The organism is Simplicispira suum, assembly GCF_003008595.1.
GTDB lineage: Bacteria > Pseudomonadota > Gammaproteobacteria > Burkholderiales > Burkholderiaceae_C > Simplicispira > Simplicispira suum.
This window is the reverse complement of record NZ_CP027669.1, coordinates 3,483,504-3,505,899: the sequence shown is the minus strand read 5'-3', so window position 1 is coordinate 3,505,899 and position 22,396 is coordinate 3,483,504. Positions and strand designations below refer to the sequence as shown.

The following is a 22,396-nucleotide window of genomic DNA, read 5'->3' as shown; positions in this document are numbered from 1 at the left end:
TTCGTCTCCTAAACCCGCAAGCGCGCGCCGTGGCGCAGAGCCAATTGCTCGACAACGGCCGCCACAGCCGTGTCAATTTGTGCCTCGGTGAGCGTGCTGTCACCACCGAGCACCAAACGAATCGCCATGCTTTTTTCACCTTGCAGGAGCGAAGCACCTGCTGCAGGCAGTTCCCCACCCTTTGGCGCTTTGGGACGATATACATCAAACAATACCGCGTCGCGCAGCAATGCCGCGTCCACTGCAGAAGCGATCGATTCCATCAACTGGCCATGCGTCACGGCCTCGCCGACCACCACGGCGATATCGCGCTCCACGGACTGATGGCGCGCCACGGGGTTGAAAGCAGGCAGGGTCTTGCTTAGAACGGCATCCAGCTCAAGCTCGAAGAGCACCGGCGCCTGGGCCAAACCCCAGGATTGTCGCCACTTGGGATGCAATTCGCCGACAAAGCCTATCGCGCAGCCGTCCAGTACCACCCGTGCGCAACGCCCCGGATGCATGGCGGGATGGTCAGACACCTGAAATACCGGCTTGCGCGGCGCGAGCAGCGCTTCAACGTCGCCTTTGGCATCGAAAAAGTCCGCGCTGCGTGCTGCAGCACCCCATTGAACGCGCTCGGCAGGGCCAAACGCCAGACCCGCCAGGCGCTGCGGTTGGCGAAAGCCCGCCACGGTCGTGTCGGAATCGGCCACCGAGTCATCGCGAAAAAAGACGCGGCCCAACTCAAAAACGCGCACCCGCTCGGCACGTCGATCGGCATTAAATTTCAAAACTTGTAGCAAAGAGCCCAATAGAGACGAGCGCATGACCCCCATTTGGCTTGCAATCGGGTTCACCAGACGAATCGGATCGGTGGCGCCAGATAGCTCACGCTCCCAGGCAGCATCGACAAAGCTGAAGTTGATCGTCTCCTGGTAGCCCAGCGCCGCAAGTTGGCGCCTAAGCACAAACGGGCTGCGCTTGCGCTCAGGCCGCAGCAAGGGCGTCACCGGAGCAAGCGGCGGCGTATCGGGCAAACGGCCGTAACCGACGATGCGCGCCACTTCCTCGATCAGATCTTCCTCATGCGCCAGATCGAAACGGTAGGCGGGGGGACGAACTGTAAGCTCCCCCTCGCCTTGTGCGACCTCCAGGCCCAGACGTTCAAGTACCTGCACGCATTGCGCCTGAGAGACGGACATGCCAATCACCTTTGAGGCGCGCGCGACGCGCAAGCGCACCGCAGCGCGCTCAGGCATGCGCACCTGTTGATCATCCAAGGGACCACAAACCGAGTCAGGGGTGCCGCAGATATCGAGAACCAATTGGGTAATGCGTTCGATGTGCTCAACCGTCTGCTCCGGGTCCACCCCGCGCTCGAAGCGATGGCCGGCTTCGGTTGAAAACCGCAAACGGCGCGAGCGCCCTGCGACTGCCTGCGGCCACCAGAATGCAGCCTCAATGTAGATATTTTTCGTCGCGTCTGATACTGCCGTGGCCTCACCGCCCATGATGCCGGCCAAGGACTCCACCTGCATGTCGTCCGCAATCACGCCCACGTCCGCATCCAGCGTCACGGTGCTGCCATTGAGGAGTGTCAGCGATTCGCCCGCACGCGCCCAGCGAATGTCGAGCCCGCCGTGAATCTTGTCCAGATCAAAGATGTGCGAGGGTCGGCCGAGCTCAAACATCACGTAATTCGAAATGTCAACGAGCGGTGAAACGCTGCGCTGACCGCAGCGCGCCAACCGCTCGACCATCCATGGCGGCGTGCTGGCACGTGGATTCACGCCGCGCACAATGCGGCCGGAAAACCGTCCACACAAGTCCGGCGCGCTGATGTTTACCGGCAGAGTGTCGCCGATCCGCGCCGCAACGGGCGGAAACACAGGTGTTTTAAGTTCTGCGCCAGTTAGCGCGGCCAGTTCACGCGCCACACCGTACACGCTGAGGCAATGCGCCAGATTGGGCGTGAGCTTGAGCGTAAACAGGGTATCGTCGAGCGTCAGTACGCTGCGGATGTCGGCACCCACAGTCGTGTTGGCCGGCAGTTCGAGGAGGCCGCCGTGGTCGTCCGAGAGCTTGAGTTCCTTGGCCGAGCACAGCATGCCGTGGCTTTCCACCCCGCGCAGCTTGCCCACCCGAATGGCGAATGGCTTTCCGTCCTCCCCCGGCGGCAACTGCGCCCCGACCAAGGCACACGGCACCTTGATGCCAACGCGGGCATTGGGCGCTCCGCAAACGATGTTCAGCAGCTCAGCCTGGCCCACATCCACCTGGCACACGCGCAGCCGGTCTGCGTCGGGGTGCTGCGCGGCCGAACGAATCTCCCCCACCACCACCCCGCCAAAGGGTGGTGCAACAGGCTCCATCGATTCGACCTCCAGGCCGGCCATGGTCAAGGTCTCCGCCAACTCGGAGGTGCTCAAGGGCGGATTGCAGAATTCGCGCAGCCAGGATTCAGGAAATTGCATAGGGAAAATCTTCGTGTGTCACAAGCTCGCCCCGCCGGAGACCGACCGGAGCACAAGGCAGGCGCTGTGCCTTATTGGAATTGCGAGAGAAAACGGATATCACCGTCAAAAAACAAGCGCAGATCGTTGACGCCATAGCGCAGCATGGTCAAACGATCAAACCCCATGCCGAAGGCAAAGCCGATAAAGCGCTCAGAGTCCAAACCCATGTTACGCACTACGTTGGGATGCACCTGGCCGGAACCCGCCACTTCCAGCCACCGGCCCGCCAAGGGCCCCTGCTGGAATTGAATGTCGATTTCGGCGCTGGGCTCAGTGAACGGAAAAAAACTGGGTCGAAAACGCAATACCAGATCTTCGGTCTCAAAAAAGGTGCGGCAGAACGCAGTGAAGATGTACTTCAAGTCTTTAAAGCTGACGTTCTCACCAATCCACAACCCCTCGCACTGGTGAAACATGGGCGAGTGCGTGGCATCACTGTCTACCCGGTAAGTCCGACCAGGGGCGATGACCCGGATTTCCGGCATCGTCTGGCCTGCGTCCAATGCGGCGCGATGGCGCTTGACATGCGCGATGGCATGCCGGATCTGCATCGGGCTGGTATGCGTGCGCAGCAGGTGAGGAGCCTGTTCGTTATTGCCTTCTATGTAGAAAGTGTCGTGCATGGAGCGCGCCGGATGGTCCTGGGGCGTATTGAGGGCCGTGAAGTTGAACCAGTCGGTTTCGATTTCCGGACCGTCTGCCACCTCGAAGCCCATGGAGCCAAAGATGCCTTCGATACGCTCCAGCGTCAGGGAGACGGGATGCAAGCCGCCCTGCCCTCGCTGGCGTCCTGGCAGACTCACGTCAAGCGCTTCAGCCTGCAATTGCAACTGCAACTCGATTTCGGCCAATCCCTGGCGCCGCGCAGTCAAAGCAGCCTCGATGGCCTGCTTGGCCAGGTTGATGGCGGCGCCGCGCGACTTCTTCTCATCGGGCGAGAGCTGTGCCATGCCCTTCATAAGCTCGGTCATGCGCCCGGATTTGCCCAGAAACTGGGCTTTCGCATTTTCGAGATCAGCGGGCGTTGCGCTTTCCGCGAAGGCTTGCCGGGCGGTCTCAACCAAGGAATCCAGGTCGTTCATAAGTACTCTTCAAAAAAACAAGGGCTAGTGCCTTTTCAAGCCCTAGCCCTTGCCATGATTGCGCTAAAAGCTATCAATAAAATAGCGATTGCGGCTCGCTCAGGCAGCCAGCTTGGCCTTCACCTGTTCCACGATGCTGCCAAAGGCTGCTTTGTCGTGCACAGCCAGATCGGCCAGCATCTTGCGGTCGATCTCGATGGATGCTTTTTTCAGGCCGTTGGCGAACTGGCTGTAGGTCAGGCCCAGTTCGCGCGCACCGGCGTTGATACGGGCAATCCAGAGGCGGCGGAAGACGCGCTTTTTCGCACGGCGGTCGCGGTAAGCATATTGCCCAGCCTTCATGACCGCCTGTTTGGCGATCCGGAAAACGTTACCGCGGCGACCGCGAAAACCCTTGGCAAGGGCCAGAACTTTTTTGTGACGGGCGTGAGCCGTTACACCACGTTTGACGCGAGGCATGTGAGTACTCCTTGTTCGTCCGTTGATTACAGGCCAGCGAAGGGCAGCATCTGCGCCATGGAGGCCATATTGGTCTCATGGACAGCCGTGATGCCACGCAAATGGCGCTTGTTCTTGGTGGTTTTCTTGGTCAGGATGTGACGCTTGAAGGCGTGACCGCGCTTGACAGTACCACCCGGGCGAACGCGAAAGCGCTTCTTTGCGCTGCTCTTGGTCTTCATTTTGGGCATATCAATGCTCCTTTGTTTGTGCTCGTGAGGCGTTTGCAAAATAGCTTGCGAACTTGTTGGCCCCGAGACACTTCTTTTTTGCCAGCATTTCAGCCGACACTGGAATACCGCGAACGGTCTTCCTCTTCAACTGCCCAGACACTGGGTGCTGAGCAGCTCAATCTATCGCTACCCATCAAGAAGCGTTGGCATCCGCACCCGACGCCGCTTCGGCAGAACGCGCAGCGGCTGTTTTCTTGCGCGCCGGCGCGATCATCATGATCATCTGCCGGCCTTCCAGCCTCGGAAACTGCTCCACCAAAATGGTGTCGCCGAGATCATCGCGCAAGCGGTTCAAAAGCGCCAAACCCAATTCTTGGTGCGTAATTTCGCGGCCGCGAAAACGCAGCGTGATTTTGCACTTGTCGCCCTCGGCCAGAAAACGACGGATGTTGCGCAACTTGATGTTGTAGTCGCCGTCATCGGTGCCAGGGCGGAACTTGACTTCTTTGATCTCAATGACCGTCTGCTTGGCCTTGGCTTCGGCAGCGCGCTTTTGCTCGATGTACTTGAACTTGCCATAGTCCATCAGGCGGCACACCGGCGGGTTGGCCGTGGCGGCAATCTCGACCAGATCCACATCCAGCTCGCCCGCCATGCGCAACGCTTCCATCAGGCTGACGACCCCTAAGGGCTCATTTTCCGGACCCGACAAGCGGACTTCGGGGGCCATGATTTCACGGTTCAGGCGGTGCTTGCGCTCTTCACGGTGGCGACGATCACGAAATTCAGTAGCTATGGTTTTCACCTCTTAAGTAGGACGTCCGAAACTTGGGGCCAACAAAACTTGACTGCACCAAGCGGCGCAGCGAAGAAATGTCTCCTGATCTCAAGCTTTGTCGGCAATTGCGCTGGTGACGAGTCGAATGAATTCATCGACCGGCATCACCCCGAGATCCTTATTGCCTCGGGCGCGCACTGCAACCGCTCCGGCTGCACGCTCTTTCTCGCCTGCTACGAGAATAAAGGGCAACTTTTGCAACGAATGCTCACGTATTTTATACGTAATCTTCTCGTTTCTCAGGTCCAGTGCCACGCGCAGCGGGTGCTGAAGGTCCGCAAGCGCCAGTTTTTCAGCAATTTCGCGACAGTAGCCGGCTTGCGCGTCAGTAATGTTGAGCACGCCCACTTGCACTGGCGCCAGCCAGACCGGCAGCGCCCCGGCATGCTGTTCGATCAGGATACCAATAAACCGCTCCAGGCTGCCGACGATGGCGCGGTGCAGCATCACGGGCCGGTGCCGGTTGCCATCTTCGCCCACATACTCAGCATCCAGCCGCTCGGGCATGGAGAAATCAACCTGGATGGTGCCGCACTGCCACTGTCTCCCGATGGCATCTTTGAGCGTGTACTCAATCTTGGGCCCGTAGAAGGCGCCCTCGCCCGGTGAAATCTCGTACACGCAGCCCGAGGCGTCCAGACTGTTGATCAGCGCCGTTTCGGCCTTGTCCCAGCTTTCATCGGAGCCAATGCGTGCCTCCGGGCGGGTCGCTACTTTGTAGATGATGTCGGTAAAGCCGAAATCACGGTAGACGTCCTGCAGCAGACGGGTAAAAGCCAGAACCTCAGGCTGAATTTGGTTCTCGGTGCAGAAGATGTGCCCATCGTCCTGCGTGAAGGCACGCACCCGCATGATGCCGTGCAGGCCACCCGTCGGCTCGTTGCGATGGCACTGCCCAAATTCGCCGTAGCGCAGCGGCAGGTCCCGGTAGCTCTTGATACCCTGCTTGAAGATCAGGATATGCCCTGGGCAATTCATCGGCTTGAGCGCGTAGTCGCGCTTTTCCGATTCGGTGGTAAACATGTTCTCGCGGTACTTGTCCCAGTGCCCAGTTTTTTCCCAAAGCGTTTTGTCCAGTATCTGGGGGCCTTTGACTTCCTGGTAGCCGTTGTCGCGGTAGACGCGGCGCATGTACTGCTCCACTTCCTGCCACAGCGTCCAGCCCTTGGGATGCCAGAACACAGTACCCGGCGAATGCTCGTCAATGTGGAACAGATCGAGCTCGCGGCCGAGCTTGCGGTGGTCTCGCTTTTCAGCCTCTTCCAGCATCGTGAGGTAGTGCTGCAACTCCTCCTTGGTAGCCCAGGCGGTTCCGTAAATGCGCTGCAGCATTTCGTTGCGATGATCCCCGCGCCAATAGGCCCCAGCCACCTTCATCAGCTTGAAGTGCTTGAGCTTGCCGGTACTGGGCACGTGCGGCCCACGGCACAAGTCTTCAAAGCCGCCCTCGCGATACAGGCTGACATCCTCGCTACTGGGAATGCCGGCGATGATCTCGGCTTTGTAGTGTTCGCCCAGGCCTTTGAAGTAGGCTACAGCCTCATCGCGCGGCAGCACGCGCCGCGTTACCGGCTCGTCCTTGGCAGCCAGTTGCGCCATGCGCTTTTCAATAGCTTCGAGGTCTTCTGGGGTGAAGGGCCGCTTGTAGGCGAAATCATAGAAGAAGCCGTTTTCGATCACAGGGCCAATCGTGACCTGCGCCTCCGGGAACAACTCTTTGACCGCATAGGCCAACAAATGGGCCGTGGAGTGGCGAATCACTTCCAGGCCATCGGCGTCTTTGGCAGTCACGATGGAAAGCGGGCTGTCCTGCTCAATTCGGTAGCTTGTGTCAACCACCTTGTCACCCACTTTGCCGGCAAGTGCTGCTTTGGCCAGACCAGAGCCGATCGAGGCCGCAACCTCGGCCACGGTGACCGGGCCTGGGTACTCGCGTTGGGAGCCATCGGGAAGTGTGATGTGAATCATGAGAATCCTTGTCAAATCTTGTGTGCGATCCGTAGGGCGCTTTTCCCCTGCCAAAAAACAAAAAAAGCGCGGAACCATTCCGCGCTTTTCTGGGTGAGGGGTGAGATCCCGTGCAGGCGCGAACCGCTGACCTTAACGGCCAGCCAACTTCTCTGAGCTAGTTCGCGGTGTCATAACCAACATGCCTTTCTCGCCCTTATGTAAAGATCTTCGTATCCATTTTAGCCTGTCGAAGTCGAACTTCGAGGAGTGGACCAGACCTGAGCAGAAAGGCACTGAGTGGTGTCCTCACGCCGCAAGGCATTTCGCGGGCTGATTCCCGATCCATTCGTGTGAAAATTAATTGCACGCAGCAGAAGTTACCCGTCTTACAAGTGCTCTATCTCAATAAAAATCCATCGCTTAGCCCCTGGCGCCTGTCCGTCGCCCCGATGATGGACTGGACTGATCGCCATTGCCGGTATTTCCATCGCTTGCTCAGCCGCCACGCCCTGCTGTACACGGAAATGGTGAACGCGGGCGCGGTGCTGCATGGCGGCACCGAACGGCATTTGCGCTTTGATGCGCAGGAGCAACCCGTAGCACTTCAATTGGGCGGCTGCGAGCCTGGGGATCTGGCGCGCGCCGCGCGACTCGGAGAAGCCTGGGGCTACCGGGAAATCAACCTCAATTGCGGCTGTCCCAGCGAGCGCGTACAACGCGGTGCCTTTGGCGCCAGCTTGATGAAAGAGCCAGCCTTGGTGGCCGATTGCGTCAAGGCCATGCGCGATGCGGTACAGCTGCCGGTCACAGTCAAGCACCGCGTGGGCCTGGGACGCGACGAGAGCTACGGTTTCGTGCGCGATTTTGTCGGCCAAGTGGCGGGCGCAGGCTGCGAGGTCTTCATTGTGCATGCACGCAATGCCTGGCTGGAAGGCCTGTCGCCCAAGCAAAACCGCGAAATTCCCCCGCTGCGCTATGGGGTGGTGCATCAACTCAAGGCTGATTTCCCGGACCTCACCTTCGCGATCAACGGCGGCCTGTCCAGCGATGAGGCGCTGGCCGAGCAATTGGCGCAGCTTGACGGAGCGATGATCGGCCGCGAGGCTTACCACAATCCCTGGTGGCTGGCCCGCTGGGACACGCTGTATTTCGGTGCGCCGCCGCAAGAAGTCACACGCGAGGAAATCGAGGAAACCATGGTGGACTACATGGCACGCGAACATGCGCGCTATGGCACGCCATGGCCTTCGATTGCCCGCCATATGCTGGGTTTGCGCCACGGGCTGCGCGGCGCGCGCCTGTGGCGCCAAGTTTGGAGCGACCATCACCTCAAGGACTGGCCGGCACAAACCGTGATGGAACGAGCCAGGGCCGCGCAGGAAACAGCCCAAACCAAGGCGGCGGACGAGCCAGAGCCTCTGGCCTAGTGCAGTGGTTCATGCTTGATGGCACAAATAAAAGCATGAATTTTTGGTTCTGGCAAGGCGGAAACCGCAGCGATGCCCTTAGGTATCGCGGGGATTTGCAACGCAGCCAGGGCCGAAATGACGCCGTTTTATGTGCCAGATAGCGTGAAACACTGTACGAGGGCCTGTTAACACTATGCAAGGGGTCGCGAAGGTCATCAGAACCTGCCCATCAAGGCGCGCGACGCAGTGCGTGCGTCCGCACGCTCAAGGAGCGCAACGCCCAGGGGCGGGCTCTGATGGCCTTCCCTTTGCGAGACAACGCGATCCCCTTGCATAGTGTTAACAGGCCCTAGCTGACGACCCTGCGTTTCAAGCCAAACGCCGCTCCACCCAGCCTGCGAGCGGCTCCGGGCGACCGAAGAAGTAGCCCTGCAACACATCGCACTGACAGGCGGTCAGAAAATCCGCCTGCGCCTTTATTTCAACCCCTTCCGCCACCACGCGCAGGCCCAGGTTGCGCGCTACAGCAAGGATGGTCTGAACAATGGCGGTGTCACTCGGGTCTGCGGGTGTGTCCTGCACAAAGCTCTTGTCGATTTTGAGTTCGAACAATGGCATGCGCTTGAGGTAGGCGAGGCTGGAATACCCGGTACCAAAGTCGTCAATGGAGAACCGCACCCCCAGCGCAACCAGCTCGCACATGCGCGCAATGGTTTCCTCCATCTGCTCTGCCAGCAGGCTCTCAGTCACTTCCAGGATCAGGTGGTCGGCACGGGCACCACTCTGGCCCAGCATGGTTTGCACCCGCGTGACGAAGCCCTCCTGTCGGAACTGCCGTTGGCTGACATTGACCGACAAGGGCACCAATGCACCCCCCGCCTCCAGCCGCGCCAACGCGCTGCAGGCCTGCTCGATCATCCAGTCGCCCATGCGCACGATCAGACCGGACGCCTCGGCAACCGGAATGAATTCGGTCGGCGAGACGGCGCCGCGCTGCGGATGTTGCCAACGCATCAGCAATTCGCCTCCCACTACTACGCCGCCGCAATCGACCTGGGGCTGAACGAACGCGCTGAACTGCGCGTCAGCAAAGCCCACCTTCAAATCCTGCTCCAACGTCAGCCGCCTTTGGACGTCTGTCTGCATGGCCGACTCAAAAAAGCAGATGCGATTGCGGCCCAGGTCCTTGGCTCGGTACATCGCCGTATCCGCCTCGCGCAGCAAGTCCTCCACGCCTTCGCCTTGCTTGGGAAACAAGGTCAATCCGATACTGGCGGTGCTGGCAAAAGCGCGCCCGCCCAAATTGAACGGCTCCTCCAGAGCTTCGCGCAGACCCTCTGCGAGACGCAGCGCCAGCATGCCTGCCTCGCCGACTTCGTCCGAAAGATCGCTGACCAACACCACAAATTCATCACCCCCGATATGAGCCACGGTATCGGTCGAGCGCATGGCCAGCATCAGGCGCTGCGCCACTTGCACCAGCAAGAGATCACCCGCCGAATGCCCTTGGGCGTCATTGATCTGCTTGAAGTTATCCAGATCCATGAACATCAGCGCGCCAAAGCGCCCCGCATGCGATGCGGCGCCCAGGGCCTGCGCCAGTCGGTCCAGCAGCATGCGCCGATTGGGCAGCTCCGTGAGGGGATCGAAATAGGCCAGACGGTGCGTTCGCTGAGCTGCCTGCTTTCGTTCAGACACGTCGCGCAGCAGCGCAATGAATCGCACGCCCTGCGCCTCTTCGGTCCCTTTCTTCTTTGCCACGGAGAGCTCGAACCAGCGACTCTCGCCATCCACCACGAGCTGAAATTCATGTCCAAAGGAATATCCACGCGCCGCCGCCGCGTCCAGGGCCGCCTGGCATCCATACGCGGTCTTGCTGGAAGCAGATTCCTGGAGGGTGCGTCCGACAAGCTGCTCCGCCTGGACGTGCAGCGCTGATTCCGGTGCGTTGTGGCAATGCAGAACCCGCCCCTCGGCATCGAGTTCAAACATCCAGTCTGGGGTGGCGTCCAACGTGGCCTGCAAATCGTCTCGCGCACCCCAAAGCGCCTGCGTCATGTGCTGCGCCAATGCCAGGGCGTTGTCACGGCGAATAGACAAGTACCAGGTGAACCAGCCGACGCCCAAGCTCAGCGCAATGGCCAGAAGTGCAATCAGATAGCGGTCCTGATCCGCAAAGCCTTGTTCGAAGGCTGACAAAGGCTGCACCACCACGGTCCAGTCGCGTCCGGCCGCCTCAATGGTGCGGGAGGTTGCAACCGCAGGCACCTTGTTGGGGACAAAGGTCGAAGATTGGTACAGCAACGAGGCGGGCTGATCTGCCGGGCCGTCGTAAATGGCGAGCGCCATCTCGTCGTCGGTAAGCCGCCCAATGGCCTCTACATATTCCCTGACGTGAAACGGGCCGGAGACCCAACCCCTCAAGGCCCGCCTTCTCTCAGCCACCGAACCGATGGGCATTTCGCTATGGTAAATAGGCAGGTACATCACCACGCTGGGATTCGCCTTCGCGCCCACATCCTGGCGCAGAACCAATCCCGTTGTGAGCGCCGGGAGTCCGGTATCGCGCGCCCGGTTCTGGGCGTCGAGTGCTTCCGGCACTGTGGCAGTATCGACGCCCACAACGCGAAGATTCTCCTCGCTTTGCGGCTCGATCAGGACCAGCGGACGGTATTGTTCTCGGCGGCCCGGCGGACGAACGGCGTAGTTGGCAAAACCCAGCCCGCGCATTCGTGCTTCGTGTTCTGCGATTTCACCCGCCGCCGCCCGAACAATGAAAGCGACGGCTTGCAAACCCGGCAACACCTGCTGCAACTGCAGTGGGGTGACGTACGCATGCAACTCGGCACGGTCGATGGAATCGGACCCCTCGTAGTAGCCCTTCAGCCCCCGCAACACCATTTCATGCGCCAAAAGCCGGTCTTGAAGGGAGTCGACAATGCGTTCCGCCGCGCGATTGAATGCGGCTTCGCGCCGGGTTTGAATCTGCCGGCCCTGATCTTGCCAGTAAAGCACCGTGAGCGACAAAAGCACGAGGCTGATCGCTGGCCCGGCCAGCGTGGGCAGGCGCCAATGCCCTTGCTGGGTGCGAAAGCGTCGGAAGAAGTGCGGCGCGAACATCGAGACGTAGGGTCGGGGCCCGAAAGAGGGCAGGGAAAACAAGAGAGGCTCATTATTAATGCGTTGCTCCGCTCATCGCGAAACAATCTGACAGCGCGAGGCCCGCTGCACAGGCAACAATACGACTTTCATGGCAGAGCCGCACATGCCCACACTCGACTTTGAACGCGAACGCGCGCGATTTCTCGACTTCCACGCCGAGCACGAGCCCCAGTGGCGCACTGAAGCCGCAGCCTATACGGGTCAATTGCAGCGCATCCTGTCATCCACGGTGCCTGGATGCAAGCTCGAGTGGCGCGTCAAAGACGCCAAGGAAGCCCTGCGCAAGTTCTCGCGCAAATACCGGGCATCGCTCGAAGAAAGCGGCGCGCCGTACGAAATCCGCCATTACGTGACTGACCTCATCGGACTGCGCGTGGTCTGCCTGTACGAGGACGAGCTGGAAAAAGTGGCTTCCATCGTCCGTCAACATTTCGATGTGATCGAAATGACCGACAAAGTGAGCGCCGTGGAAGGGACCGAATCGTCGTTTGGATACAAGGGGCTGCACTTGGACCTGCGCCCCGCCGCGCCAGACGGCGCCGAGACCAGCACCGGCACGGCGTTTGAATTGCAGATTCGAACCGTGATTCAGGATTCCTGGAGTGTGCTGGATCACAAGATCAAATACAAAAAGGCCATTCCCGGCCCTTTGGCGCGCCGCATCAACGTGCTAGCCGCCCTGTTCGAACTGGCCGATCGTGAATTTCGTCAGATTCGTGACGAGACGGAACTGGAGATCCGCCAGGCGCCAGATGAGAGCGAAGTTGAGCTGGACGCCTTCGAAACCGCGCCGCGCACTGGCCGAGACGTTGCAAGCAACCAACTGAATGCTTTCACATTCCTGAAGATTGCCACGCATTTCTTCAAGGAATTTGAGTTCGAACCGCACAAAGTGGAGGGTTTTGTTGTTGATATCCACGTTTGGGCGCCAGACATCACCCGCGCGCGCTTCAATCACTTGATTCGCCACCATATCGGCACGGTCAAGCGCTACCGCCAGTTCCTCGAAGATCAGCAGCCGGGCGGTAGTTTCAACCCCTACACCGTGATGCGCCACTGCCTGTACCTGGGGGATCGGGTTGTTTTCGCCCCCGCCCTGCGCAAGGTTGCCAGAACGAGTTTCGACGCCTGGCTCCAAACCAATGCGCCACGGGAAAAATCCTGAACAAAAATGGCGTCTAGGGCTTGACTGGCAACGGTACTAAGCTATTTATATTATAGTAATTTGATCGGTTGCTTAACCCGCCTGCTTCTTGGGCATGCTGTCACGCACGAGACTCCCCATGGGTAGTTCTACGGGGCGACGTGCTTGACGAAGTGCTGTTATATTGCACTGCAACATAAACGGACTCACGATGCTTTATCAGATCTACGAAACCCAGCGCTCGTTCATGGAGCCGTTTGCCGACTACGCCCTGGCCACTTCCAAGCTCTACAGCAACCCGCACCTTCCGCTGCAAAAAACGCCCTTTGCACAGCGCATGTCCGCCAGCTTCGACCTGATGTACCGCCTGGCCAAAGACTATGAAAAACCCGAGTTCGGCATCACCGCAGTGGATGTCGACGGAGTCGAAGTGGCAATCCACGAGCGCGTTGAACTGCGCAAGCCATTTTGTGAACTGCGCCGTTTCAAGCGCTTTTCCGATGACCCCGCCACGTTGAGCGAACTCAAGACCCAACCGGTGGTATTGATCGTCGCGCCGCTGTCGGGCCACTATGCAACGCTGCTGCGCGATACGGTGCGCAGCATGCTGCAGGGTCACAAGGTCTACATCACCGACTGGACGAACGCCCGACTGGTGCCGCTGAGCGAGGGTGCGTTCCATCTGGACGATTACGTCAATTACGTCGAAGACTTCATCCGCCACTTGCAGTCCAAGTATGGGAACTGCCACGTGATGAGCGTGTGCCAGCCAACCGTGCCCACCTTGGCCGCCGTATCACTGATGGCCAGCCGTGGTGAGAAGGTGCCCCTGTCAATGACCATGATGGGCGGGCCCATTGATGCTCGCAGCTCCCCTACTGCTGTGAACGATCTGGCGGTCAAGCGCAGCTACGAATGGTTCGAAAACAATGTGATCTACCGCGTCCCGTCGAGCTTTCCAGGCAAGGGCCGACGGGTGTATCCCGGTTTCCTGCAGCACACGGGCTTCGTTGCCATGAACCCGAATCGCCATGCTGGCAACCATTACGACTACTTCAAAAACCTGGTCAAGGGCGACGACACCAGCACCGACGCCCACCGCGCCTTCTACGATGAATACAACGCGGTGCTGGACATGGACGCGGACTATTACCTTGAAACCATTGAAACCGTGTTCCAGAAATACAAGCTGGTCAACGGCACCTGGGATGTTCGCGCCCCGGACGGAACGCTCGAACGCGTGCGCCCACAGGACATTCGTGCCGGCGCGCTGTTGACGGTGGAGGGTGAGCTGGACGACATTTCGGGATGCGGCCAGACCCAAGCGGCGCACACGTTGTGCTCGGGTCTGCCCGGCAACGAACAGCGCCACATGGAAATCAAGGGTGCCGGCCACTACGGTATCTTTAGCGGTCGCCGCTGGCGTGAGTCGGTGTACCCCAAGGTACGCGACTTCATCGCTGAGCACCAACGCGCAGCCAACGCCGAATCAACGCAAGTTGCCAAACCGAGCGTGAGTGCCAAGACCGTCGTTCGCGCTGCGGTGGGTATCCAGATCGAACCCGAGTCGCCCAAAGTGGCGAAAGTAGCCAAGAAGCTGATTGCCACTCGTGCCACAAAGCCCGCAACCGCACCCGCACCCGCAGCTTCAGTCGCCAAGCCGGTTTCGGCCAAGGCAAAGCCTGCAAAAGTCGCTGCGCCGGCCAAGCGCGCACCCAAGGCGGATACGCTTGCAGCTGCGGCAACCAAGAATGTGGTAGCGGCGAATGTGCGTACTGCGGCTGCCGCCAGGCCGGCAGCGCCACCAGCCAACGGGCCGGCCACCCGCTGGGTCGGTGCACCCACCCAGCCCACAGGCGCAGCGGCTCCTGCAGCGCAGCCCGAAGTGCAGGAGAAGGCGACCGCAGTCACGGCAGCCCCGCCGCCCACCGTGGCGCGACCTGCATCACGCAACAAGGCCTGAAGCCATGGCTCCGCCGCCCGACCTTGGCGGTCTGGCGGCCCGCTTGGTGGCCGCCTTGCCGCAAACGCAGTGCACCCGCTGCGGTTACCCCGATTGCGCAGCCTATGCGCAGGCCATTGCGAACGCAGAGACCGACATCAATCGCTGCCCCCCAGGCGGAGCAGAAGGTATTGAGCGCTTGGCCGCTATCACTGGGCAAGCCATCCGTACACTGCACCCGGATGTGGGCTCTGAAGAACCACGCAGCTTGGCGGTGATCGACGAAGACTGGTGCATTGGTTGCACGCTTTGTCTGGCCGCCTGCCCCACCGACGCCATCGTCGGCGCCAACAAGTTCATGCACACGGTGGTCGCTGAACATTGCACGGGCTGCGCACTGTGCGTTCCTGTTTGTCCCGTGGACTGCATCGCGATGACCAATGTCAGCGGCTCGGCTACCGGCTGGGCGGCTTGGTCAGACGGCCAGGCAACGCATGCGCAGGCGCGCTATGAGGCAAGACAATCGCGCCTTGCGCAGGAGCGCGAAACCGGCAACCCGTCTGCGCCCGCCGCAACAGAACGCAGCAAGAAATCGGTTGTTGCTGCCGCTTTGGCGCGAGCCCGGGCGCAGCGTGCGCCCTAGAACAGGCGTTGAAGCGCTTCAAGCGCCGCCGACCAGGGCCTTGTACACGCCACACCCCACATACAGGTCGTCGACCAGGCAGACATAAGACATCTTGGTCTGCACTTTGCCGGACGTGGGATTGACATAGTCGTACTCGACCCAACCCGGCGCACTTTCTGCCTGGGCCATGATGTCCGCCATCAACTGGTCTCCAGCGACGCCCGGTACGTCTTGCACGCGTGTTCCCACCTTGGCGCTGTTCCCGCCAAACGCCAGGTAATGCCCTGCATCATCCAACGCAAAGACATACATGTCGCGGTCGTGCCAGGGTTGGTTTTTGTCGGTAATCGTTCGCAGAAACTGCTCGCGCGAGAGACCATTTCGCAATGGAACGACCCGCTCCACGAGAGCACGCGCCTCCTCGGCCGTGCCCTGCTGCAACTGAAAGCGGGAGACCGCCTTCGACAGCGTGCTGGCGCGCTCTCCCAGCGCCAGTGATTGCGCCACGGCGTGCTCCACCATCTGAGCGTTCTGTTGCGTGATCTGGTCTAGTTGCTGAACTGCCGAAGTGATTTCGGACAAGCCCGTGCTTTGCTCCGCTCCCGTGGTGGCAATCTCGGACATGGTGAGCGCCACGGATCGAATGCCCGACGCCATGCCGGCAATGCTCTCACCAGCGGTACGGATCAGACCCGCGCTCGCCTCCACTTGCTGGACCGAGGCACCAATCAACTGACGGATCTCGCGCGCCGCCTCGCCCGAACGCCCCGCCAACATGCGCACTTCCGAAGCCACTACGGCAAAGCCGCGCCCCTGCTCCCCGGCACGCGCCGCTTCCACCGCAGCGTTCAGTGCCAGGATATTGGTCTGAAAAGCAATTCCATCGATCACGCCGATGATTTCGTTCATGCGCCGCGCACCCTGCTGAATCGCCTCGACCGACTCCACTGCACGCGCCATGGCCTTCGCGCCCTGCTCTGCTGCCTGGCTGACCTGGCTGGCGCGCGCATCAGCCCCCTTGGCCGTCTCGGCATTGCTGTGGACGGTGCTTGACAACTCTTCTACGCTGGCGGCGGTTTGCTCCAGGCTCGCCGCCTGCTGCTCGGTGCGATCGGCGAGCGAGCGGTTGCCGCTGGCGAGCACCTCACCGGCATGCGACACCAGGGCCGAGTTGCTTCGCACATCGGCCACCATGGCAGACAGCGTCAGCACCATGCCGTCGAGCAGGCGCCCCAACTCTGCCATCTCACTGCTGCCGCGCAAGGCGGTGCGCGCCCGCAGGTCGCCTCGGGTCGCCTGCTCCATGGTGCGTGCCAGAACGGCAATATCCGCAGTGAGCCCATTGGTGACCACGGCCATCAGATAGATCACCAGCAGCACACAGGCCCCAAGCACCGTCCACAGCAACACCGCTGACGCACCAGCACCGGCCAATGCGGCCACAGCCAGCAAGGCCGCAAGCGCCGCCACAGAGACAACGGCCATCTGCAGCGACACCCGCATGCGCCCCAACGCCCAGCGCCCAGGACGCAAAATCATTGTCAGGAACATTCCAGCCCTCCTAAATAAAAAAAGCGCCAAGGACCTCGCGATCGGATCGGGGCCGGACGGAAGGACGGTGCATCACAGGCGCGCCGGATCGAAGCTTCACTGATAATCCATGCCCATGAATCCCCTGTTACAACGACTGCAACCGTATCCCTTTGAACGGCTGCGTCAACTTTTTTCGGGTGTGGTTCCGCCCGCACAGTTGCGCTCCATCAGCCTGGGGATGGGAGAGCCCCGCCACCCCACACCGGCGTTTATTACACAGATACTTGTCAGTAATCTGACAGGTCTGTCAAACTATCCAGCAACCGCGGGTGAGCCCCGGCTGCGCGAGGCCTTTGCCGGTTGGCTCGCCAGACGCTACCAGGTGCAGTTGGATCATATGACCCAAGTGCTGCCAATCAACGGCTCGCGCGAAGCCTTGTTTGCGATTGCGCAGACGGTGGTGGATGCCAGTCGACCTGAACCGGTGGTGGTATGCCCCAATCCGTTCTACCAGATCTATGAAGGAGCGGCCCTGCTCGCCGGTGCCACCCCCTGGTATGCGCCCAGCGATCCAGAGCGCAATTTCGCAGTCGATTGGGACAGCGTGCCCGCCGATGTGTGGCAACGCACCCAACTCCTGTACGTGTGCTCGCCCGGCAACCCCACCGGGGCCGTGATGCCCCTGGCCGAGTGGGAAAAGCTGTTCGCCCTCTCGGACGCCCATGGCTTCGTCATTGCTTCGGATGAGTGCTACAGCGAAATTTACTTCCAGGGAGCGCCTCCTCTGGGTGGCCTGGAAGCAGCCGCGCAGCTGGGGCGCAGCGATTTTCGTAACCTCCTGGCCTTTACCAGCCTATCCAAGCGCAGCAATGTGCCTGGCTTGCGCAGCGGTTTCGTGGCAGGCGATGCGGCCTTGATCAAGGACTTTTTGCTCTACCGCACATACCACGGCGGTGCGATGTCGCCGCCCGTACAGGCGGCCAGCATTGCCGCCTGGGGCGACGAAGACCATGTGGTAGCAAACCGACAGATGTACCGCGACAAATTCGAAGCCGTGACGCCGCTGCTTGCGCCCGTGCTGGATGTGGCCTTGCCCGACGCGGGTTTCTATTTGTGGGCCCGAATTCCCGACGCACTGGGCCTGTCGGACACGCAATTCGCCCGCGCGCTCCAGGCTCAATACAATGTGACGGTCCTGCCTGGCAGCTATCTCGCGCGCGAAGCGCAGGGCGCCAATCCGGGTGCGCAGCGTATCCGCATGGCGCTGGTGGCGCCAACCAGTGAATGCGTGGAAGCCGCGCAGCGCATCGTGCAATTTGTCCAATCGCTTTCCTCGAAACCAACCTCATGACGCAGCAACTCCAGAGCCTTATCGACACCGCGTGGGACAACCGCGCCAGCCTCTCGCCCACCAGCGCGCCCAAAGAGGTGATGGACGCTGTCGAGCATGTGATTTCCGAGCTCAATACCGGCAAGCTCCGCGTGGCCACCCGCGAGGCCGTCGGCCAGTGGACCGTGCACCAGTGGATCAAGAAGGCGGTGCTGTTGTCCTTCCGCCTCAAGGACAACGAGATCATGAGGGCCGGCGACCTGGCCTTCTTCGACAAGGTGCAAACCAAGTTTTCGCACCTCTCTCCTGCCGACATGCTGGCCACGGGCGTGCGCGTGGTGCCCCCGGCCGTCGCACGGCGCGGCAGCTTCATTGCCAAGGGCGCTGTGCTAATGCCTTCCTACGTCAACATTGGTGCCTACGTAGACGAAAACACCATGGTGGATACCTGGGCCTGCGTAGGTTCGTGCGCGCAGGTGGGTAAAAACGTCCATCTCTCGGGGGGTGTCGGCCTTGGCGGCGTCCTTGAGCCGCTGCAGGCCAACCCCACCATCATTGAAGACAACTGCTTTGTCGGCGCCCGCTCCGAAGTGGTTGAAGGTGTGATCGTCGAAGAAAACTCCGTCATCAGCATGGGCGTCTACATCAGCCAGAGCACGCCCATTTACGACCGAGCGACGGGCGAAATCACCTATGGCCGCATTCCCTCGGGATCCGTGGTGGTCAGTGGGAATTTGCCCAAGGACGGCGGGCGCTACAGCTTGTATGCGGCCATCATCGTCAAGCGCGTGGATGCGCAGACCCGCGCCAAGACCAGCATCAACGACTTGCTGCGCGACTAGAAAAACCGCCAACGGCTACGCACACCGACACCACCCCGAGGGAGACACGCATGAGCACAATGGAACGCATCCTGCGCCTGATGGCCGAGAAAAAGGCCTCGGACGTCTATCTGTCGGCCAACGCACCAGCGCTGATCAAGATCAACGGCGAGTGCGTGCCGATCAACAACCAGATCCTGCCGCCCGAGGCGCCGCGCAACCTGCTCTCGGAGATCGTGCCACCAGACCGGATCGAGGAGCTGGAGGAAACCGGCGAACTCAATATGGGCGTACCGCTCTCGGGCGTGGGGCGCTTTCGCGTCAGCGGCATGCGCCAGCGCGGCAGCTATGCCGTAGTGATCCGCTTCATCAGCCAGCAGGTGCCGGAACTCGACAGCCTGAATCTGCCCTCCATTCTGGGCGACCTGATTCTGGAAAAACGTGGCTTGGTGCTGCTCGTCGGAGCCACGGGTTCAGGCAAAAGCACCACGCTGGCCGCCATGATCGATCGGCGCAACAACCTGCAGACCGGCCATATTCTGACGATCGAAGATCCGGTCGAGTACCAGTTCAAAAACAAGAAGTCCATCATCAACCAGCGCGAGGTCGGCTCTGACACCCAGTCGCTCCAGGTCGCGCTGAAGAACGCGCTGCGCCAAGCGCCCGACGTGATCTTGATCGGCGAAATCCGCGACCGCGAAACCATGTCGGCCGCGATTGCCTATGCGCAGTCGGGCCACTTGTGTCTTGCTACGCTGCACGCCAACAACAGCTACCAGGCGCTCAATCGCATTCTCAGTTTCTACCCCGTGGAAGTGCGCGAAACCATGCTGGGGGACCTTGCCTCGGCCTTGCGGTCCATTGTCTCTCAGCGGCTCGTGCGCACCACGGTCGGCGAGCGCGTACCGGCCGTCGAGGTCATGCTCAACACCAAGCTGGTGGCGGAACTCATTGAGAATGGCGACTTTTCGGGTGTCAAGGAAGCCATGGAAAAATCCATGGCCGAAGGCTCCCAGACCTTCGAGGAAGATCTGGCCCGACTGATTCTGCAAAACCGCATTGATCGCAAAGAGGGTCTGGCTTTCGCCGATTCACCCACCAACCTCATGTGGCGGCTGCAGAACGATTTTTCCATTGCGGGAAAGGCCGCTCAGGCCACGCAGCAAGCCCGCGAAGCGCAAGCGCAGGACGAGGAGCCTTCATTCACCGAAATCGTGCTCGACGTGAGAGGCAGTGATTGAACACGGCCGCCCCTTCCGCCCCTCCCCGCACACTTGAGCTGGCAGAACAACTCATTGCGCGCCCCTCCGTCACCCCAGACGACGCTGGCTGCCTGTCCCTGCTGAGCGAGCGCCTGACGCCCCTCGGCTTCCACTGCGAGGCCATGGACAGCGGGCCGGCGAGCTTCCGTGTTCAAAATTTGTGGTCAAAAAGGCCCTCAGCGCTTATGGGACGGGCGCAAGATGCTATAAAAACAATAGTTTTTGCTGGACACACCGATGTGGTTCCCACCGGCCCGCCAGGCGAATGGACCAGCCCGCCCTTCGTGCCCACACAGCGGGGCGGCAAGCTCTACGGCCGCGGCGCAAGCGACATGAAGACCTCCATTGCCGCCTTCGTGGTGGCCGTGGAAGAGTTTCTGGCGGCCACTCCCGAACCGCTGATCAGCATCGCCCTGCTGCTCACCAGTGACGAAGAAGGCCCGTCGGTGGACGGAACCAAAGTGGTGGTCGAGCAGCTTCGCGCGCGCGGTGAGCGGATCGACTGGTGCATCGTCGGCGAGCCCACCTCGGTGGCGCGCACCGGGGACATGATCAAGAACGGCCGCCGCGGCACGCTCAGCGGGAGGCTGGTGGTGCGTGGCATTCAGGGCCACATCGCCTATCCGCACCTGGCGCGCAACCCCATTCACCAGGCAGTGCCCGCGTTGGCTGAACTGGCTGCACTGCGATGGGACGAAGGCAACGCCTTTTTCCCGCCCACCAGCTGGCAGATGAGCAACATCCACGGCGGCACGGGCGCGAGCAACGTGATTCCCGGCGAGGTGGTGGTGGATTTCAACTTCCGTTTCTGCACCGAATCGAGCGCGGAGAGCCTCAAGCAGCGCGTGCACGCGGTGCTCGACCGCCATGAACTCGAATACGAGCTGCAGTGGACTTTGGGCGGCGAGCCCTTCCTGACCACGCCCGGCGAGCTGGTGGACGCAGTGCAGCGGGCGATTGCCGACGAAACGGGCCTGGTCACCGAACTCTCCACCACCGGTGGCACCAGCGATGGCCGCTTCATCGCCACCCTCTGCCCGCAGGTCATCGAGTGCGGCCCGCCCAACGCCAGCATCCACAAGATCGACGAGCACATTGCGCTGTCCGACATTGAGCCGATAAAAAACATCTACCGCCGCACGCTGGAGCACTTGAACACGCTGGCGGCCGCCCAACGATGAGCACCACCGCTTTGCCGCCGCTGGCGGGCGCCACACTGGGCGCATTGGTGGATTCGGGCGCTACCTTGCTCAGTGCAGCTGGCGTCTCTTTTGGCCACGGCACCACCAACGCCCACGACGAAGCCGCCTGGCTGGTGCTCTGGCGCCTGGGCCTGCCCTTGGACACACCCCTCGGCGATACACCGGATTCAATGCAAAATCGGCCTGTAACGCAGGCGGAGCTTGCGCAAGCAGCTACTCTTTTTGAAGAACGTATCGCCACACGCAAGCCTGCCGCCTACCTCACGCAGGAAGCCTGGCTGCAGGGCGTGCCGTTCTATGTGGACGAGCGCAGCATCGTTCCGCGCAGCCTGATTGCCGAGCTGATCGCCGATGGCAGCATCGATGCCTTCCTCAGCGACAGCACGCACACCGTGCTTGACTTGTGCACCGGCAACGGCAGCCTGGCCGTGCTGGCCGCCATGGCCTGGCCGGACGTGCAGGTAACTGGCGCCGATATTTCTGCCGACGCCCTGGCCGTCGCCCGCATCAACGTCGACAAGCACGGCCTGGAAGAACGCATCGCACTGGTGCATTCTGATGGCCTGGCCGCCGTGCCCGGCCCCTGGGATCTGGTGGTCTGCAACCCGCCCTACGTGAACCAGGCGAGCATGCAGACACTGCCGCCCGAATACCGCGCCGAGCCCGCGCTGGCCCTGGCGGGCGGGGCCGACGGCATGGACTTCGTTCGCCGGCTGCTGGGCGAGCTGCCTGACCAACTCTCCGAAGAAGGTGCACTGCTGCTGGAAATTGGCAACGAGCGCGCGCACTTCGAAGCCGCCTTTCCCGAGCTGCCGGTGTACTGGCTGGACACCAGCGCAGGTGCCGACCAGGTGCTGCTCATCACTCAGGCCGCGCTGCGCGGCGGCGCAGGCGTGCGTTAGCTGCACCCAGCCCGCTTCTTGCATC

The 22,396-nt window shown here is 61.0% G+C and carries 17 protein-coding genes; 9 read left to right on the top strand and 8 right to left on the bottom strand.

Annotation, left to right across the window (positions count from 1 at the left end; all coding sequences use genetic code 11):
• Positions 1-8: 8 nt before the first annotated feature.
• The 6 genes from pheT to thrS form a co-directional block, all read right to left on the bottom strand.
• Complete coding sequence (gene pheT / locus C6571_RS16205; RefSeq protein ID WP_106447605.1) at positions 9-2,456, bottom strand: phenylalanine--tRNA ligase subunit beta; 2,448 nt, start codon at positions 2,454-2,456, stop codon at positions 9-11.
• 71 nt (positions 2,457-2,527) lie between these two features.
• Entirely contained in the window at positions 2,528-3,580 is a 1,053-nt protein-coding gene (gene pheS / locus C6571_RS16200) for a phenylalanine--tRNA ligase subunit alpha (protein WP_106447604.1), read from the bottom strand.
• 99 nt (positions 3,581-3,679) lie between these two features.
• The gene (gene rplT / locus C6571_RS16195) at positions 3,680-4,039 is read right to left on the bottom strand and encodes a 50S ribosomal protein L20 (RefSeq protein ID WP_106447603.1); all 360 of its coding nucleotides are present in this window, start codon (positions 4,037-4,039) and stop codon (positions 3,680-3,682) included.
• A 26-nt stretch (positions 4,040-4,065) separates the two neighbouring features.
• Complete coding sequence (gene rpmI / locus C6571_RS16190; RefSeq protein ID WP_106447602.1) at positions 4,066-4,269, bottom strand: 50S ribosomal protein L35; 204 nt, start codon at positions 4,267-4,269, stop codon at positions 4,066-4,068.
• 175 nt (positions 4,270-4,444) lie between these two features.
• Complete coding sequence (infC, locus tag C6571_RS16185) at positions 4,445-5,056, bottom strand: translation initiation factor IF-3 (protein ID WP_106447601.1); 612 nt, start codon at positions 5,054-5,056, stop codon at positions 4,445-4,447.
• 81 nt (positions 5,057-5,137) lie between these two features.
• A complete protein-coding gene (gene thrS, locus C6571_RS16180) occupies positions 5,138-7,057 on the bottom strand; it encodes a threonine--tRNA ligase (protein ID WP_106447600.1) in 1,920 nt (639 codons plus the stop codon).
• Positions 7,058-7,488: 431 nt separating this feature from the next.
• Between thrS and dusA the strand changes: the two genes are divergently transcribed.
• Positions 7,489-8,466 (top strand): tRNA dihydrouridine(20/20a) synthase DusA, encoded by a 978-nt coding sequence (gene dusA, locus C6571_RS16175; RefSeq protein WP_170094775.1) that lies wholly within the window; start codon positions 7,489-7,491, stop codon positions 8,464-8,466.
• Positions 8,467-8,817: 351 nt separating this feature from the next.
• Here the strand turns inward: dusA and C6571_RS16170 are convergent, their stop codons facing one another.
• Positions 8,818-11,568: a bifunctional diguanylate cyclase/phosphodiesterase gene (locus C6571_RS16170; protein WP_106447599.1), complete on the bottom strand. Its 2,751-nt coding sequence runs from the start codon at positions 11,566-11,568 to the stop codon at positions 8,818-8,820.
• Positions 11,569-11,713: 145 nt separating this feature from the next.
• On the opposite strand from C6571_RS16170, the gene C6571_RS16165 reads away from it, so the two are divergent.
• From C6571_RS16165 to C6571_RS16155, 3 genes are all read left to right on the top strand, one after another.
• Positions 11,714-12,775 carry a GTP pyrophosphokinase gene (locus C6571_RS16165; protein ID WP_106448292.1) on the top strand — a complete coding sequence of 354 codons (1,062 nt, stop codon included), beginning with the start codon at positions 11,714-11,716 and terminating at the stop codon, positions 12,773-12,775.
• A 190-nt stretch (positions 12,776-12,965) separates the two neighbouring features.
• Positions 12,966-14,717, top strand: a complete 1,752-nt coding sequence (locus tag C6571_RS16160) for a polyhydroxyalkanoate depolymerase (protein ID WP_106447598.1) — start codon at positions 12,966-12,968, stop codon at positions 14,715-14,717.
• 4 nt (positions 14,718-14,721) lie between these two features.
• On the top strand, positions 14,722-15,339 hold the full coding sequence (locus C6571_RS16155) for an RnfABCDGE type electron transport complex subunit B (protein ID WP_106447597.1): 618 nt from the start codon (positions 14,722-14,724) through the stop codon (positions 15,337-15,339).
• 18 nt (positions 15,340-15,357) lie between these two features.
• Here the strand turns inward: C6571_RS16155 and C6571_RS16150 are convergent, their stop codons facing one another.
• Positions 15,358-16,872, bottom strand: coding sequence for a methyl-accepting chemotaxis protein (locus C6571_RS16150; protein ID WP_106447596.1), 1,515 nt, complete (start codon positions 16,870-16,872; stop codon positions 15,358-15,360).
• 115 nt (positions 16,873-16,987) lie between these two features.
• Between C6571_RS16150 and dapC the strand changes: the two genes are divergently transcribed.
• Genes dapC through prmB form a run of 5 tightly spaced genes read left to right on the top strand, consistent with a single transcriptional unit; the run spans position 16,988 to position 22,371 of the window.
• The gene (dapC, locus tag C6571_RS16145; RefSeq protein WP_106448291.1) at positions 16,988-18,205 is read left to right on the top strand and encodes a succinyldiaminopimelate transaminase; all 1,218 of its coding nucleotides are present in this window, start codon (positions 16,988-16,990) and stop codon (positions 18,203-18,205) included.
• Positions 18,202-19,026 carry a 2,3,4,5-tetrahydropyridine-2,6-dicarboxylate N-succinyltransferase gene (gene dapD, locus C6571_RS16140; RefSeq protein ID WP_106447595.1) on the top strand — a complete coding sequence of 275 codons (825 nt, stop codon included), beginning with the start codon at positions 18,202-18,204 and terminating at the stop codon, positions 19,024-19,026. The genes dapC and dapD overlap by 4 nt, the downstream gene beginning before the upstream one ends.
• A gap of 50 nt (positions 19,027-19,076) precedes the next feature.
• On the top strand, positions 19,077-20,246 hold the full coding sequence (locus C6571_RS16135; protein ID WP_106447594.1) for a PilT/PilU family type 4a pilus ATPase: 1,170 nt from the start codon (positions 19,077-19,079) through the stop codon (positions 20,244-20,246).
• The gene (dapE, locus tag C6571_RS16130; protein ID WP_106447593.1) at positions 20,243-21,448 is read left to right on the top strand and encodes a succinyl-diaminopimelate desuccinylase; all 1,206 of its coding nucleotides are present in this window, start codon (positions 20,243-20,245) and stop codon (positions 21,446-21,448) included. The genes C6571_RS16135 and dapE overlap by 4 nt, the downstream gene beginning before the upstream one ends.
• Entirely contained in the window at positions 21,445-22,371 is a 927-nt protein-coding gene (prmB, locus tag C6571_RS16125; RefSeq protein ID WP_106447592.1) for a 50S ribosomal protein L3 N(5)-glutamine methyltransferase, read from the top strand. Before dapE ends, prmB begins: the two co-directional genes overlap by 4 nt.
• Positions 22,372-22,396 lie beyond the last annotated feature (25 nt).

Excerpts from the sequence above, each read along its gene's own strand:
- C6571_RS16150 (WP_106447596.1), bottom strand. The coding sequence starts at position 16,872 with ATGTTCCTGACAATGATTTTGCGTCCTGGGCGCTGGGCGTTGGGGCGC.
- C6571_RS16160 (WP_106447598.1), top strand. The coding sequence starts at position 12,966 with ATGCTTTATCAGATCTACGAAACCCAGCGCTCGTTCATGGAGCCGTTT.
- dapD (WP_106447595.1), top strand. The coding sequence starts at position 18,202 with ATGACGCAGCAACTCCAGAGCCTTATCGACACCGCGTGGGACAACCGC.
- C6571_RS16170 (WP_106447599.1), bottom strand. The coding sequence starts at position 11,568 with ATGTTCGCGCCGCACTTCTTCCGACGCTTTCGCACCCAGCAAGGGCAT.
- dusA (WP_170094775.1), top strand. The coding sequence starts at position 7,489 with ATGATGGACTGGACTGATCGCCATTGCCGGTATTTCCATCGCTTGCTC.
- pheT (WP_106447605.1), bottom strand. The coding sequence starts at position 2,456 with ATGCAATTTCCTGAATCCTGGCTGCGCGAATTCTGCAATCCGCCCTTG.
- pheS (WP_106447604.1), bottom strand. The coding sequence starts at position 3,580 with ATGAACGACCTGGATTCCTTGGTTGAGACCGCCCGGCAAGCCTTCGCG.
- prmB (WP_106447592.1), top strand. The coding sequence starts at position 21,445 with ATGAGCACCACCGCTTTGCCGCCGCTGGCGGGCGCCACACTGGGCGCA.
- rpmI (WP_106447602.1), bottom strand. The coding sequence starts at position 4,269 with ATGCCCAAAATGAAGACCAAGAGCAGCGCAAAGAAGCGCTTTCGCGTT.
- dapC (WP_106448291.1), top strand. The coding sequence starts at position 16,988 with ATGAATCCCCTGTTACAACGACTGCAACCGTATCCCTTTGAACGGCTG.
- C6571_RS16135 (WP_106447594.1), top strand. The coding sequence starts at position 19,077 with ATGAGCACAATGGAACGCATCCTGCGCCTGATGGCCGAGAAAAAGGCC.
- rplT (WP_106447603.1), bottom strand. The coding sequence starts at position 4,039 with ATGCCTCGCGTCAAACGTGGTGTAACGGCTCACGCCCGTCACAAAAAA.
- thrS (WP_106447600.1), bottom strand. The coding sequence starts at position 7,057 with ATGATTCACATCACACTTCCCGATGGCTCCCAACGCGAGTACCCAGGC.
- C6571_RS16155 (WP_106447597.1), top strand. The coding sequence starts at position 14,722 with ATGGCTCCGCCGCCCGACCTTGGCGGTCTGGCGGCCCGCTTGGTGGCC.
- C6571_RS16165 (WP_106448292.1), top strand. The coding sequence starts at position 11,714 with ATGCCCACACTCGACTTTGAACGCGAACGCGCGCGATTTCTCGACTTC.